12 protein-coding genes and 2 pseudogenes are annotated in these 14956 nt (G+C 67.1%); 9 read left to right on the top strand and 5 right to left on the bottom strand.

Features of this window, described 5'->3' with window-relative positions; all coding sequences use genetic code 11:
• Positions 1-26 precede the first annotated feature (26 nt).
• Positions 27-1232 carry an NAD(P)/FAD-dependent oxidoreductase gene (locus LR393_RS04180; RefSeq protein WP_231481641.1) on the bottom strand — a complete coding sequence of 402 codons (1206 nt, stop codon included), beginning with the start codon at positions 1230-1232 and terminating at the stop codon, positions 27-29.
• 491 nt (positions 1233-1723) lie between these two features.
• On the opposite strand from LR393_RS04180, the gene LR393_RS04185 reads away from it, so the two are divergent.
• The 4 genes and pseudogenes from LR393_RS04185 (at position 1724) to LR393_RS04200 (ending at position 5644) form a co-directional block, all read left to right on the top strand.
• The gene (locus LR393_RS04185) at positions 1724-3493 is read left to right on the top strand and encodes a DUF4012 domain-containing protein (RefSeq protein WP_231481642.1); all 1770 of its coding nucleotides are present in this window, start codon (positions 1724-1726) and stop codon (positions 3491-3493) included.
• A 46-nt stretch (positions 3494-3539) separates the two neighbouring features.
• On the top strand, positions 3540-4148 hold the full coding sequence (locus LR393_RS04190) for a hypothetical protein (RefSeq protein ID WP_231481643.1): 609 nt from the start codon (positions 3540-3542) through the stop codon (positions 4146-4148).
• Between the two features lie 276 nt (positions 4149-4424).
• On the top strand, positions 4425-5003 hold the full coding sequence (locus LR393_RS04195; protein WP_231481645.1) for a hypothetical protein: 579 nt from the start codon (positions 4425-4427) through the stop codon (positions 5001-5003).
• 34 nt (positions 5004-5037) lie between these two features.
• Positions 5038-5644 (top strand): annotated as a pseudogene (locus LR393_RS04200) (cysteine hydrolase).
• Positions 5645-5751: 107 nt separating this feature from the next.
• Here the strand turns inward: LR393_RS04200 and LR393_RS04205 are convergent.
• The 3 genes from LR393_RS04205 to LR393_RS04215 form a co-directional block, all read right to left on the bottom strand.
• Positions 5752-6612 (bottom strand): aldo/keto reductase, encoded by an 861-nt coding sequence (locus LR393_RS04205; RefSeq protein ID WP_231481649.1) that lies wholly within the window; start codon positions 6610-6612, stop codon positions 5752-5754.
• A gap of 207 nt (positions 6613-6819) precedes the next feature.
• Complete coding sequence (locus LR393_RS04210) at positions 6820-8781, bottom strand: HNH endonuclease signature motif containing protein (protein WP_231481650.1); 1962 nt, start codon at positions 8779-8781, stop codon at positions 6820-6822.
• A gap of 134 nt (positions 8782-8915) precedes the next feature.
• A complete protein-coding gene (locus tag LR393_RS04215; RefSeq protein WP_231481652.1) occupies positions 8916-9677 on the bottom strand; it encodes a TetR/AcrR family transcriptional regulator in 762 nt (253 codons plus the stop codon).
• 61 nt (positions 9678-9738) lie between these two features.
• Between LR393_RS04215 and LR393_RS04220 the strand changes: the two genes are divergently transcribed.
• From LR393_RS04220 to LR393_RS04240, 5 genes and pseudogenes are all read left to right on the top strand, one after another.
• Positions 9739-10374: a hypothetical protein gene (locus tag LR393_RS04220; protein ID WP_231481653.1), complete on the top strand. Its 636-nt coding sequence runs from the start codon at positions 9739-9741 to the stop codon at positions 10372-10374.
• 49 nt (positions 10375-10423) lie between these two features.
• Complete coding sequence (locus tag LR393_RS04225; RefSeq protein ID WP_231481655.1) at positions 10424-10735, top strand: hypothetical protein; 312 nt, start codon at positions 10424-10426, stop codon at positions 10733-10735.
• A gap of 131 nt (positions 10736-10866) precedes the next feature.
• A pseudogene (locus LR393_RS36910) lies at positions 10867-11671 on the top strand (transposase family protein).
• Positions 11672-11753: 82 nt separating this feature from the next.
• Positions 11754-12593 (top strand): helix-turn-helix transcriptional regulator, encoded by an 840-nt coding sequence (locus LR393_RS04235; protein WP_231481658.1) that lies wholly within the window; start codon positions 11754-11756, stop codon positions 12591-12593.
• Positions 12590-13492 carry an alpha/beta hydrolase gene (locus LR393_RS04240; RefSeq protein ID WP_231481660.1) on the top strand — a complete coding sequence of 301 codons (903 nt, stop codon included), beginning with the start codon at positions 12590-12592 and terminating at the stop codon, positions 13490-13492. The genes LR393_RS04235 and LR393_RS04240 overlap by 4 nt, the downstream gene beginning before the upstream one ends.
• Positions 13493-14187: 695 nt before the next feature.
• On the opposite strand, the gene LR393_RS04245 is transcribed toward LR393_RS04240, so the two are convergent.
• Positions 14188-14853, bottom strand: coding sequence for an MBL fold metallo-hydrolase (locus tag LR393_RS04245; protein ID WP_231481662.1), 666 nt, complete (start codon positions 14851-14853; stop codon positions 14188-14190).
• Positions 14854-14956: the final 103 nt, after the last annotated feature.

A 14956-nucleotide genomic window follows, 5' to 3' on the forward strand; every position in this document is an offset into this window, starting at 1 on the left:
TGCTCAGTCCTGTCTGGGAAGAGGTTTCAGGCGGTGACGAACCTGCTGGGCGCGAAACGGGCCACGTCGTAGACGGTTCCTTCCTGACACGAGAGCTCGGCCAGTACCCGCCCGACCCAGGGCGCGTACTTGTAGCCGGTCCCGCGCCAGCCGACGCCGACGAAGACATTGCCGAAACCGGGCACGGCGCCCAGCACGAAGTCGTCGTCGGCGACCAGGTCGTAGTCGCAGCCGTCGACGTCCGTCACCGGAACCGATTCGGCCTCCAGCAGACCGGGCATGCACTGCTCGACGAAGTCGCCCACGCTGTTGATGCTCGTAGTGCCCCGCGGCATGTCCGGCGGGTTGTAGAAACCGATCTTCACGGCGTCGATCACGCCCTCGACGATCGGGTGCAGATAGATCCCGGTGTCCAGGTACGCCATCACCGGCATCCGGTCGGACGTGTACAGGTGCCGCGTCGCGGGCGGCGGTGTGAAGTACTTCGCCTCACTGGGACGGTCTTTCGTGATCGGCACGCGCAGCTGATTGCCCGGCAGCAGAGCCAGCACGTCGTTGGTGCCGTGCCCGGCCGTGATCACCAGCGACCGGGTGGTGAAGGTACCGGCCGAGGTCGTGACCGTCACCAGTTCATCGGTGGACGAGGTCGGGGTGGTCGGGTTGGTCCGGGTGGTCCGGGTGATCTTCGTCGTCGAGGTGCGCTCGTGGACCGTCACCCCCGCGTCCTCCAGCGACTTCTGAAGAGTCCTGGTGACGGTGCGCAGGTCGACCAGACCACCGACCGGGTCCAGGTCGCCGAGATCGGCCTGGAGATACGGATACTCGGCGGCGATGCCCGCGGTGTCGTACGAGGTGACCGGGATGCCCATTTTCTTGAGCACCGTGGTGCTCAGGGTGGCGTAGGTGTTGTCGAGGTCGGGCGTGATCGAGGTACTGGCAATGTTCATGCACCCGCAGCGCACCAGGACATCGGCCCCGGTGGCGGTCTCGAACTCGGTCCAGAGCCGGATCGCCTCGTCGGCGAACCGGGTGTACCCGGCCTCCAGGTAGTCCCGCCGGTAGGAGCGGGTGCGGCCGAACGACGCCGTCATCGGGTCGCCGATCTCACCGGTCTCCACCACTGCCACCCGGGCCTGGGTGCGGCTCGCCTGATAAGCGGTGAACAGGCCCATCACCCCGCCGCCGATCACCAGCAGGTCCAGGACCTCACCACGGCCAGTGCCGTCCGTCATCAACGATCTTCCTCTCGGTCACATCCCTGAGCGCAGATTAAGCCGCCGGGAGGCCGCAACGGGAGAGGGAACGGTGAAGCGGTTCACTGATGTAACAAACGACGCGGTTTCTGCTCCGGCTTCGCTCTCCTCCGGTCCGTACGGCCACCCCTACTGGTGACTGGTGGTCACCAGAGGGGCGACTGTTCAATGATGGACGAGGCGGCCTGCGTCGGGTCGACAGTGCCACTCCCGGTTCCGGAGAGGAATCGGGTTCGCCCGATTGCCTGGTCGCCGGGCTGCCGGATGTCCGGGTTGTCACCCTGTGTCGTCGAAGGTTGTTGATCACCCCTACGACGTTCGGCCCATAGGGTTCGACCAGGAGTGTCTGTTCATTCACTCTGTGTCAGACTCGCGCCGTGGGGCGGCGAGTGAGTGAAGAGCGTCAGGGCCGCAGGCTGCCTGTCGGCAGACTGGGTCGTTTCGGCCGGTTCGGCAGACCAGGGGTCGTCGTGGCGGTCCTCGCCGTGCTCTCCTTCGGGGCCGCCGGAGCCTGGCTGGCCGTGCGCGCTCAGCAGGCCCGGGTCGCCGTCGAGGCACTGAAGACCGACGGCAAGGTGCTCCAGAGCCAGCTCGAGGCCTACGACCTCGTCGCCGCGGGGCAGACGCTCGCCCAGGTGCGCGAGGACGCGCAGCGCGCCCGCGGCCTGACGTCCGACCCGGTCTGGGGTGCCGCTTCCTACGTTCCCGTGCTCGGCCGTGACCTGTACGCCGCGCGTCAGGTCAGCGCGGTCATGAACGACATCACCCAGTCCGCCCGCCCGCTGGAGACCGCCCTGCCGAAGCTGCGGCCCACCGGCACGGCCGGCAACCAGGGGCAGCTCGACACCGCCGCGATCCAGGACGTCGCCGAGGCCATGCCCGCTCTCTCCGCCGCGGTCTCCTCCGGGGCCGTGAAGGTGGGGGAGATCGATCCCGGCCCGCTGCGTCCCGAGGTGGCCGACGGCGTCTCCACTCTCAGCTCCGCCCTGGAGTCCGCCCGCGGCCCGTTCGCCGACGCTGTGCCCCTGCTCCAGCAATTGCCCGGCATGCTCGGGTCCGACGGTCAGAAGACCTGGATCGTGCTGCTCCAGCAAGACGCGGAGGCCCGCGGCACCGGCGGTCTGGTCGGTGCGTTCGCCGAGCTGAAGACCGACCAGGGCCGGATGGTGCTGTCCGACGCCGAGTCCCGCTCCGCACTCGACCGGGGTCCGGCCATCCGGTCGAGCGTGGTGCCGCAGAATCTGCGGGAGCACTACGGCAAGGACCTCACCGAGTGGGCCGGTTTCAACGCCAGCCCGCACTTTCCGCACACCGGCGAGCTCGCGGCCAAGGGCTGGAACGAGCGCACGCAGCAGCGGGCCGACTTCGTCGCGGGGGTTGACCAGAATGTGGTCGCCTCGATGCTCGCAGCCACGGGTCCGGTGAAAGTCCGTGGTGTGACCATCGATTCGTCGAACGCCGCGAACTTCCTGAGCAAGGGCGTATACGCCCGCTGGAACAATCCACAGGTCGTGGACGCCGTGACCACCGAGCTCGTCCAGGCGGTCTTCGGTAAGTTCTCCAGTGGAGAGTTCAGCATGCCGACGCTGATCAAATCGCTGCGCGAGCCGATCCGCGAGCGGCGTCTCCTGCTCTGGGCCAACGACGACGAGGTCCAGGCCCGGCTGGAGCAGCTCAGCATCTCCGGCACCATTCCGGGTGATCCCGGACCGTTTGCCATGACCGTCATCAACAACGGCGGCGGCAACAAGATGGACGCCTATCTGCAGGTGGACACCAAGTACGACCCGGGCACCTGCACGAACAGCGCCAGGGTGGGCCAGATCGCGGTCACCCTGGACAACACGGCTCCCAAGGACGGGGAAGGGCTGCCGTCCTATGTCAACGTCCGGACAGACCTCATACAGCGGGGTTTCACCGGTCGGGCGACGCGTGACGGCAGCAACCGGATCGTTCTGGACATTTATGGCCCGGTGGGGAGCAGTGCCGTGCTCACCCAGCTCGACGGGTCGACGGTCATTCCGGTGACCGGTCTCGACAACAACCACCCGGTGTGGCGCCTCAGCGTGCCCATCGCAGCGGGGCAGACCCGCACGGTGAACGTCGTGATGTCCACCCCGGTCGTCGAGGACGACGCCGGGCAGATCCCGGTCGTGCTGAACCAGCCCATGGTGAAGCCGGCCACCAGCAGCACCGAGCCGCTGAGTGCTTGCAAGACCTCATCCGTCGTCGGGGGATGACCATCGCCCCCGATCTGCCTCCCGTACCAGAGGGGACCAGCGAGTCATGAACTTCAGCAAGATCAACCGAAAAGCCGCCGTGGTGGGGATTCTCGCCATTGCCGGCATCGGCGGAGGGGCGGCCTACGCCTATCCGTCGGGTGTGCCACTGACCATCTCCGCCTCGGCCGTGCGCGTGGACGACAGCAATTCCACGCTCACCGTCACCTTGGGCAACGCCGATCCCCGGTGCTCGACGGCCGTCACCGTCAACGGTGCGCCCTTCGTCACGCTGGGCCCCGGCCAGACCACGGCATCCGGCCCGGCCACCACCGGTTCCGGCCGGAACCGGGTACGGGCCCGCACGATCGACTGCGCGCTGAAGGAGAGCGCCCGCAGCGATTTCGTGGTGCCGAACGCGGTTCTTACGGGCCCCACCTCGGCCGTGGTCAAGGAGCAGGTCCGGTTCAGTCTCACCGGTCTGGAGCCGGGTCTGGACGTCACCGTGCAGGCCGTCAAGGTCGGCGGTGGGGCCACCTACTCCGACACCGACATCTCGAACCGGCGTGGTGAGGCCAAGGTGCGCCTGAAGTTCAAGGTGAAGGGCACCTACGTGGTGACGGCCAGCATCAACGGCAGCGCGGTGGGCAACAGCATCACCATCACCGTCAACTGAACCGGCCCGGCGTAGCCGGTTCCGGCGGCATCTGATCCGTTCCCCTTCCGGGATCGGCGCCGCCTTTCGACGACCGGGCCCGGACCATCCGTGGTCCGAACCGGTCAGCAGCCCGGCCGGCCGTCCCGATCTCACCCCCGGGGCGGCCGACCGGGCCGATCTGTGTGTGCCCCCACGACCGTGTTCGACGAAGTTCCAGACCATCGGGGGAATTGACGCGTGACGTCCTCAGCACCTTCAGGGCCAGACAACTACGCACCCGACGAACCGACCCACGTGAGCAAGATTTTCGTGATCATCGGAACGGTCGGGGTGCTCGGCGCGATCGCCTGGGGATCGCTGGCCCTGGTGAACAACGAGAGTCCGGCCGACGACCGGACCCTGCCCGCGGCCACGGGCCGTCCGCTCTGGCGGCCGACCCCGTCCGGTTCCCCGGACGCGACGACCCCCGCCGCCACCACCCGCCCGGTGGTGCTGTTCGACGGCCCGCTGACCATTGCCGGAGGCCTGGGCATCGACGTCGATCAGGCTGACGAAAGAGCGGCCAAGGCAAAACCAGGCACCAGCCGCAGGTCGAGCGCGCTCGACGTCTACTGGGACCAGAAGACCGGCTTGTCACCCGTCGACGGCAAGCTGTTCATGGACCAGGGTCTGCCCCAGGGCGCGGCCGCCCGCTGCGCCTCACGGGTTGCCTCGGGTAAGCAGGGTTTCCCGTCGCTCGACGTGTTCCCGGGCGACCAGTTCTGCTTGAGGACGTCCGACGGGCGGGTCGCCTGGCTCCGGGTCGGCGAGGGATCGGACCGGCCCGACGAGCTGTCCGTCCAGGTGACCGTGTGGGACGGCGTGCCGGGTTGAAGACAGCACCGATGAAGCTGCCGAAGGAGTCGACATGCCCACCGATCCGTCCAGCACCGCCCTCGTCCTCATCGAGTACCAGAACGATTTGACCAGCGAGGGTGGTGTGCTGCACGGGGCGGACGCGCCGGTGATGGCCGGCACCGGGATAGCTGGCTAAGACACAGGCCGTGGCGAAGGCCGCACGGGCCGCCGGGATCACGGTGATGCACGCGCCCATCAGTTTTGCCGAGGGCTACAACGAGATCGGCTCGCATCCCTACGGGATCCTGAAGGGCGTCGTCGACGGCAAGGCCTTCGTCAAGGGATCGTGGGGCGCCGGGATCGTCGACGACCTCGCTCCGCAAGCCGGTGACATCGTGGTCGAGGGCCAATGGGGCCTGGACACCTTCGCCAGCACCAACCTGAATTTCATGCTGCGCAGCAAAGGAATCCGCACCATCGTCCTGGGCGATTTCCTCACCAACTGCTGCGTCGAGTTGACGATGCGCAGCGGCTACGAGAACGGGTACCGGGTGGTCACGCTGTCCGACTGCATGGCAGCCACATCGGCGCAGGAGCACGAGAACGCTCTGCGTCTCGACTTCCCGATGTTCTCGGTGCCGACAACGGCGGAGGAGTTCCTCGCCGGGCTCCCGTGACCCGCCAGCCAGCTACCTCTCCGCACAGAATGAAGGACGCCGGCGCACCGACGGTTACCGGCGTCCTCCATTCTGCTGGTCGCCATTCTGCTGGTCGCCCCGGAAGATCAGATGGCGTCGGCTAGCGTCGTGAATTCCTCGTCGGTGAGCGTGATGTCGGCCCCACCGAGATTCTCCTCAAGGTGGGAGACCGACGACGTACCCGGGATCGGCACCATCACGGGGGAGCGGCGCAGCAGCCAGGCGAGTGCCAGCTGTGACGTGGTGGTGCCCGGGTGGTTCCCGGCAACCTTCTCCAGCGGGCCGCCCGGACGGGCCAGGGATCCGGCGTTGACCGGAGCCCAGGGGATGAACGCGATGCCCTGCTGCTCACAGTAGTCCAGCACGTCTTCCGCCCGGCGATCGCCCAGGTTGTAGCGGTTCTGCACCGAGGCCACGGGGAGCCCGGCGTCCTGCGCGGCCCGGATCTCCTCGACACTGACCTCGGACAGGCCGACCTGCAACGCCAGCCCTTCGTCGACGAATTTCTTCACCTCGGCGAAGGTTTCCTCGCGAGGCGTCTTGGCGTCGATACGGTGCAGCTGCCAGAGCGGGATCTGCTCCAGACCCAGCCGGCGCAGCGACATCAGGATGCACTGGCGCAGATACTCCGGACGCGCCAGCGGCGGCCAGACGTTCGGCCCGCTCCGAGTCAGGCCGCCCTTCGTCGCGATGATGACGTCGCCGTACCCCGAGCCGTCGTGCAGAGCTTCCCGGATCAGCTCTTCGGAGATGTACGGTCCGTACGAGTCGGCCGTGTCGATGAAGTCCACGCCCAGCTCGACGGCCCGGCGCAACACGCGGATCGCCTCGTCGTGGTCCTTGGGCGGACCCCAGATGCCGTCACCCGTGATGCGCATCGCGCCGTACCCGAGCCGGTGCACCTTCTTGCCACCGAGCTCGATCGTGCCACTGTCAGCCACTGCCATCAGGATTCTGCCTTTCGATCTGCTGCGTGCCGTGCCGTTAACGCCGTTCGTGGCCAACCCGGCCCGGAAGGTTTTCCTTCCCCGCGCTCTGGAAAGTCTTGTCTCCACAGATGACTTTGTCTCCACAGAGGGCCTGGACAGTCTTGCCGCTCTCGACAGTCTCGTCCTCGGTGACTATTCGACTGGCTGGGAGCAGGAGTCGGCGGGTCAGAACGTCGGTTCCCTGAAGTCTGGTGTCGGGGTTGGTGACGAGGCTGAGGGTGAGGCTGCGCGGCGCCTGCCGGAGGCAACCTGCTGAAGTTCGCGGTCCCATTCCTCCTGCCGTGCGGCGGCGGTGTGACTGTCGAGGTCGGCGGAGTCGGGCAGGACGTGTGGACGTTCGACATGAATCTGCCCGAGACGGCTGTTCCAGATGATTGTGCCGGTCGGATAGGGCTCGTCGGGGCGGGTCAGGCGCAGGGTCCAGCCGGCGTGTGTCTTGAGGCGGTGGTGGAAACGGCACAACGGAATCAGGTTGCACGGACACGACTTCCCACCCTTGGCATACGGGATGGCATGGTCGATGTCGCACTGCACGGCGTCTCGGGTGCAGCTGGGATGGACGCATCGCTGGAAGCGCCCGAGGACCTGGTCGATGACGCTCTGGCGGGGCTTGTACCGGGTGGACGGCTCGGCACAGTGAGCCTGGTCGCCCGGCGGATGTGATCTGCCCGTGTCACTGATCACTGTGACTTTCTCGGCCTGGCGGGCGATCTCCCGGGCCAGGTCGGCGGGGACAGCTCCGTGGCGACTGAGCTCTCCGGGTAGGTCGTCCAGTCCCAATAGAGTCGTAGCGCTCATCGTGATGACCAGATGGGGACGGCGCCCCTGCCGGGTCGGAAGCCGTGGGGGCAGCCACCAGGCAAAAACCTGATCATCACTGGTCGGTGAAAGGACGGGGCTTGCCGAGCCTGCTGGTCCTGTCAGACCTAATGAGCCTGTCGGACCTGCCGGGTTTGATGGACGGGATGGGCTTTCTGGGCTTGTCGGGCTGGCCGGGGCGCCAGGCTCTTTCGGAAACTGGGAGCCTGCCGGCTCCTTCGGGGCTGCGGGATCGGCCAGCTCGGTCAGGACCACACCCTCCTCCGGGGTGGCGGGGACCGGAGATGACTTCGGAGCTGACGGAGCTGACGGAGCTGGCGAAGCTGACGGAGCTGACGGAGCTGACGGAGCTGACGGAGCTGACGGAGCTGATGGAGCTGATGGAGCTGATGGAGTGGATGGAGCTGACGGTGCGGATGGTGCGGCGGGATGCCCGGCCGGGACGACACGTCCGGCGAAGGTCGTGTCATCGGGTGAAGGGTTCGCCGGTACGAAGGGTATGGGGTGGTTCTCGTGAATGGCCCGGAAGATCGCTACGAGCGCGTCGGCGCAGCGCTGGTCATGGGTGCGTAGATCCGGAACTCCGGTGCGGGCCTTGTAGTCCCGGCACGCATCGGCCAGCGCATCGAGAACCGACTGGATCAGCTGCGCCTGGTCGGCGCGCAGGGTGGCGGTCACACCACCCATGCCGTCGGCCAGGGGATAGGCCATGACGCAACGCTTCTCGAAGGCCAGCTGGTGGTTGCGCCGGGCCGATTCGGGATCGGCCTTCAGGATCTCCCGCTTGGCCGCGCTGATGGCATTGCGCACGGACTTACCGGCCAGGTTCGCCGCCAGCGCCCGTTGCACTTGGTCCCACAGCGGACTTCCGGGATGCAGGCGATCGATCATCTGCGTGTGCACCGACACCGCTGCACACCAGTCCAGATCTCCCCGCTCCACCAGTGCCAGGATCAGCGGCAGTTCCCGGCAGACGGCGACAGCGGTAGCGACGTAGTTCTCAGCCTGACCACGGGACAGACTCAGGGCCAGACCGATCTCTGCCGCCACCAGTTCCACGGCGTCAATGGCTTCGCGGGGCCCGCCGGGTGTGGCAGGGAGGCTCGCCAGACGAGTCGCTCGCTCCAGAAAACGCGCCATCCGCGCGTCCAGCTGCCTTTGCAGCCGCTTCGCCGCGGCCACTGCCCCCAGGCACTCGCTCTCCCCGGCCGAGGCCCGGTCAACGGCATCGACCGCCCGCATCAATACCCGGGCGGGCAAGCCCTTCAATTTCACGCCGGGCCACCCCGCCAGCATGCTCCCCGTCATGATCGGTACCCCCGCACCGTCGATCGAACGTATGTTCGAATGATACCTCAAAAGGTGACCGCCGACGTCCTCAAAGCATGTGGTCCAGATCGTGCATCTCTCGCTCGATCGAGCCCTCGGCACGCGAGAAGCTTTTACCCCTGAGCTTTTTCTGGGCGCGCCCGACCCGAGCGTTCGACGATGCGCTCCAGCCAGCGTTCCAGGAGGGACTCCTCGGCCGGTTCCAGCGCCTCGCTGCCGGTGAGGGTGAGCTGGGAGTGCAGTTGCCGGGCGGCGTCACCGACCGGGTCTTCGGTGGCGCTCGCGACCGGCTGCGTGAGCACCGCGCCGAAGGCGGCGTCGCGGGCGCGGTGGGAGAGACCGTCGTCGAAGAGGGCGGGCTCGGCGATGCGGCTGAGGGCGACGCCGACATTGGACGAAAGGATGAGCTGGGCAGCGTGACTCACGTCGATCCGCAGGGCGCCGACCGCTGAGCAGCGCAGCAGGGAGGCCTCGAGCAGGCCGAGGATATGTCGGCGGGCCTGGCTGTGGGAGTGCGGACGGGGTGCGAACATCAGCTGATAGAGCGCCGGGTTGGCGACCGCGAAGTCCATGTGGTCGTCCCAGCCGGCATAGAGGTCGACCACCGGGTCGTCGGTCTGCTCGAGCTGCGCCTTGTGCCGCGCGTAGCGTTCGAAGCCCGCGTCGGCCACCGCGTCGAGCAGGCCGCGCTTGTCGCCGAAGAGCCGGTACAGGCGGGGCTGAGTGACGCCAACCGCTTCGCACACAGCCCGGGTCGCGATGTCCTGATCGTCGGAGTGGGCCAGAAGCTTCTCCGCGGCCTCGATCATGGCTGTCCTCAGCAGGTCGTCGTCAGTATGGGGGCCGCGGCGAGTGGCTTCCGGGGACGCAGTCATGGATCAATGATACGGCTTGTTCGTAGCGAGGGTTCCCCGATATCGGTGGGAGAATTTCCCGATGCGTGACTACGTCTCCTGGCACGACGCCTACGACGATCCCGGCTCGGCCCTGTCCTGGCGGTTGTCGCGGGTCCGCCACCACATCACCGCAACCCTGAACGGTAGACCCGGCGAGCCGATCACGGCCGTGAGCCTGTGCGCGGGGGACGGCCGGGACCTGATCGGCGTGCTGTCCGCCCGCCCCGACGCCGACCGGGTCGAGGGCGTGCTGGTGAAGTTGAGCCCGGAACTTGCCGCCCGGGCCCGCGCGGCGGCCGGCGAGCGCGGGCTGCGGATTCGGGTCCTCACCGCCGATGCGGGCGCGGCCGCGACGTACGCCGGCCTGGTCCCCGCCGACCTGGTATTGATGGTGGGCGTCTTCGGCAACATCACCGACGGGGATCTGGAGGAGCTGATCCGTGCGGCTCCGGCGTTCTGCCGGTCCGGTGCCACGCTGGTCTGGTCGCGGGGCCGGGACGACGACATCCGTGATCTGAACGATGCCGTCCGGGGCTGGTTCGCAGAAGCCGGATTCAGCGAACTTGCCTACGAGACCATGGAAGACGGCGAGAAAGCCGCGTTGGGGGTCGTGCGCTACGACGGTGGCCCGGTGCCGATGGACTTCGCGCGTCGGCTCTTCAGTTTCGTCCGCTGAATTCGATCGTTCGGTACCCGCACTGCCCCCAGGATGTAACGCTCCGGACATGAACGACACAGTGGTCGCAACGGTGGCACCACGTCAGGTCCGGGTGGACACGGCCTGGATTCTTCGCGGCGTGGCCGTGGTGGCCTGGATCGTCTCCGGGAGGGCGGGGCTGATCCTGATGTTCGAGGACCGGGTCGTCGGTGGCACCTGGCTCGCGCTGGGGCTGATCGCGGCGGTCGAGCCGACACCCCGAGCCGGCCCCGGCCTCCCGGCGGGCGCGGCCTGTGGTTCGACGTCGGCGAAGGTCATGGTCGACCAAGGAACCGGTGACGGGTCAGGCAGGTCAGGCCGTTCTGTGCTCAGTCATTGAAGACTTCCCCACCTCCTGCGTCACAGGGGTTACGGGGGCGGTAAGAGTGCACGTAGCGGCGGTAGGGACATGAAGAAGCTCCTGGTGAAATCGCGATTGTCGAGATCAAGATCCATCACCAGGAGTTCCGTGTGGTTGTCTGCCGCTCGGGCATGACCGTGTCCACTCAGACGCTGCGGTTCGTTACGAACGCGTTGCGCACCCACCGGCGGACCGGGACCCGGTGGTGTGTGTTGTTCTCGGGGCAGTTGGCTTTGATGGTTTTAGCGCATCCGACGAAGGGTGAGACCTACCGCGATCTGGCCGTGGGATTCAGGGTCGGCACCACCACGGCCTATCGGTATTTGCGTGAGTCGCTGGAGGTCTGGAGTTTCTGGCTGCTCTGGCCCCGACGCTGGAGCAGGCGATCCAATCGGCGGTGAACAGGGCTTAGGTGACGCTGGACGGCATGCTGCTGCGCATCGACCGGGTGGCCATGGTCTCCGGTGGTGACCGGGTCTACTACTCGGGTAACACAAGGCCTCTGGCGTGAATGTGCAGGTCATCGCCGATCCGGCAGGCCGGCTGATCTGGGCCTCACCCGCCCTGCCCGGCGCTCGCCATGATGCCGGAGCGGTTCGGAAGCACGCGATCCCAGCAACTTGGGCCGCGGCCGACGTGACCACCTTCGCCGACGCGGCCCATATCGGAGCCGGATCCGCGATCCGAGCACCATTCCGGCGCCTGCGCCGTGACCCGGCATCTCATCTCTTCACTCGCCGCGAGCTCTCTGCCGGCCAAAAGGCCGTCAACACGTCAATCTCGCAGATGCGTGCTCCAGGCGAGCGAGCTGACGCCGAGCTCAAGAGCTGGCGTCTCCTGCGCAAGATCCGCTCCAGCCCCGCCCACACAGCGTGCCTGGTCAACGCGGTTCGGATTTTGATCCGTAACTCCTAAGGAGGTTGGAAAGTCCTCACTGAGCCTGGCTACCACCAGCAGAGGTATTTTCCCTCTGTCCCGGCATCCCTAGGTTGGCGGCATGGAGTCGAAGGATCTTGGTCAGTATCTACGTGCGTTGCGTAGTCGGTTCGAAGCCGGGGAGCTGGGAGTTCCTGCTGATAGTCGGCGCAAGGTAGCCGGCCTGCGTCGGGAGGAACTGGCCGAGCGCGCCGGTGTGAGCCTCTCGTATTACACGAGTCTGGAGCAGGGGCGGGCCGTGCGCGCATCGCCGGAGGTGCTGCAGGCGATAGCCCGGGCCCTTGACCTTGGCCAGGTCGAGAAGGACCACCTGATGAATCTGGCCAGCACGTTGCAGTCCTGGCGCCCGGCCGGAGCGCGGGTCTCTCGCCCCCTGCAGACGCCGGACACCCTCGACGAACTGCTGGAGGCGATGCCGGACGTCCCGGTCCTGGCCCACGACACCCACCTCGACCTGGTCGCGGCCAACCCCATGGGCCTGGCCCTGTACTTCCCGGACAGCCGCCTGGACACGCCGCTGAACCTGGCCCGAACGTTCTTCCTCGAACCCTCGCAGCGGGAACTCTACGTCGACTGGGAGACGAAGGCACAGAGCCTGACCGCGATGTTCCGCCTCGCCGCCGGACAGCAGCCGGACGACACCGGACTGAGCGGCCTCATCGGCGAACTCATGGTCAAGAGCCCGGAGTTCGAGCGGATGTGGTCACTGCATCAGGTCGTCTCTCCCGGGAGCGGACCGGTGGAGCTGAAGCATCCGCATGTCGGGCGGCTGACGGTGAATCAGCACGCCCTGGCCGTGATGGCCGTTCCCGGGATCTATCTCGTCGCGTCCACGGCCGAACCGGGGTCGCCGTCCGCCGAACGCCTGCAACTCCTGCCCATCTCGGAGAAGGCCTCATGAGCCGGCAGCAGCGCCAGGCAATTGATGCCTTGATGCGGGCGCCACGGATTCCACCGGTCACGGTGGAAGAATTACGCGAGGGATTTGCGGCCGCCCGCGCAAGCATGCCGGTTCCCGATGGCGTCCACACCTCACCCGTGGTCCTGGGTCCCCGGCCGGCGCTGCGCGTGGACCCGCCTGGGGATCCTGCCCCGGGCGCGATCCTGTACCTGCACGGTGGCGGCTTCGTGGCTGGCTCCCCGCGCACCTCCCTGACGATGACCGCGAATCTGGTGGCCAGCACCGGTATCCCGGCCTTCTCCCTGGACTATCGGCTCGCCCCCGAGCATCCGTTCCCGGCAGCCGTGGACGACACACTCGCCGCATACCAGGCCTTGCTGAAAACCGTTCCGCTTCCGGGCGGCGGGAGCCATGCCCAGATTGCTGTGGTCGGTGACTCCGCCGGGGGTAATCTCGCTGTCACCACATGTCTGGGTGCCCGGGCCGGCGGGTTGCCGATGCCCGAGGCCGTCGTGACTTTCTCGGCGGGCCTGGATTTCACCTACTCCGGGTCGAGCATGCGCACCAAGGAAGGGATCGACCCGCTCTTCACCCGGGCCAAGCTCCGGGCGGGACTGGCCCCGTACGTCGGTCATGCCGATCCCGAACACCCTCTGCTGAGCCCGGCCCTTACCGCTGATGTGACCGGGTTCCCGCCCGCCCTGCTCCAGGTCGGCACGAACGAGGTGCTCCTGGACGACTCGGTGCGGATGGCCGCACGCCTGCGGGACGCCGGGGTGGACGTCGTCCTGGACGTGGTAGCCGACGTCCCCCATGTCTTCCAAGCTTTCGCGGGTACTCTCGACGAGGCCGACGAGGCACTGCAGCGGGCCGCCCGGTTCATCGCCCAGTACCTATAGGCACGAACCCCTGTGCTCTTCGCCGGCGCCGGGAATGGGCAACGCGGCACCTGGCGGCCCGAGGTGATGGCCGCAGCGAAGCTACGTCGCGCCTTTGTGGGCGTGAGCCAGCACGAGCAAGGCCTGTAATGGGTATATAGCGCGTTCGGCACAAAGGTGGGCGTCTTGGTGCACGCGTTCAGGGCAGAACGGTGGAGCAGCTCATGCGGCTCCCGGCGGCGCTGATCTGGGCAATCCCTATCCCACCAGGAACTTCTTGATGTTTGTGAACCGCCATGGGCACCCCAGAACCACTGTTACTCAGGAGGTTGGAAAGGGCTCACTTTTCCACAGGCGCGTTCGCCTACGTGGCCGCATGAACCTGGGGACACGAAATCCCGGACTCCGCGCAGTTCGAGGGCTTCCTGACCCAAAAGATTGCGGTCGGTCGCCTTGATCTCGTGGCTCACCTTCTGATGGCCCGACCTGACTCCCAGTCAACCCCGCAGACCCGGCCTGGTTCGGGTTGTGCTTCGTGCAGGTGGGCGGCCGGCCTGTGTAGGCGGTGCGGGGTTGACTGCGAGCCTGCCGGGGCGGGGTTTCTCAGCCCCCGCAGCGGCCACCGACAAGAACATCGAGGCCTACCTCGGGTGGGGAAAGCCGCCGTCAAACGTTCTGGGCGAGAGGTCAAACGTCAACGACTGGTGAGCTGGGAATCACCAGCCGCGCTCCCGCCAGACCGGGATCGCCGGCCGCTCCCGGCCGAGTGTCGAGTCCTTCCCGTGTCCGGGGTAGATCCAGGTAACGTCCGGGTAGACGCCGAAAATCCGCTCCTCCAGGTCATCCATCAGGCTGTTGAACTCGTCCGGATTTGTTGTCCGCCCAGGACCCCCCGGGAAAAGACTGTCGCCCGTGAAGGCGTGCACGCTGCCGTCCGAACTGGTGAGCACCAGCGTGACCGACCCGGGCGTGTGGCCGCGCAGGTGCACGACGTCGAGGGTGAGTTCGCCCACGGTCACCACGTCGGCGTGACGCAGCCGGACGTCGGGCTTGACCGGGAGCTCGTCGGCGTCGTCCTCGCCCGCCAGGGTGGGGGCGCCGGTCACCTCGGCGATCTCCGGCAGAGCCCGGTGATGATCCCAGTGCTGGTGCGTGGTGACGATGCCGCGCAGCGGGCCACCGCCCTCACCGATCAGGGCGCGCACCCGTTCGGCGTCGTCCGCGGCGTCGATCAGCAGCTGGTCCCCGGTCTGCCGGCAGGTGATCAGGTACGCATTGTTGTCCTGGGGCGAGACGCTCGCTTTCCGGATCACCGCGTCGGGGAGCTCGCGGACGTCTGCGTGCCCTCCAGGGGTGACTTCTCCGTTGTAGACCATGGTCATACCCTGCCATCCCCGACAGGCCGCCGGGCAACAGTGGGCCAGAGGACGAGGTGACTGGCGATGTGCGCCGGTCCAGTTTTCACTTCCACAAATCCCGTCAATG

The sequence above is a fragment of the Kineosporia mesophila genome, from assembly GCF_021129235.1.
GTDB classification, from domain to species: Bacteria; Actinomycetota; Actinomycetes; order Actinomycetales; family Kineosporiaceae; genus Kineosporia; species Kineosporia mesophila.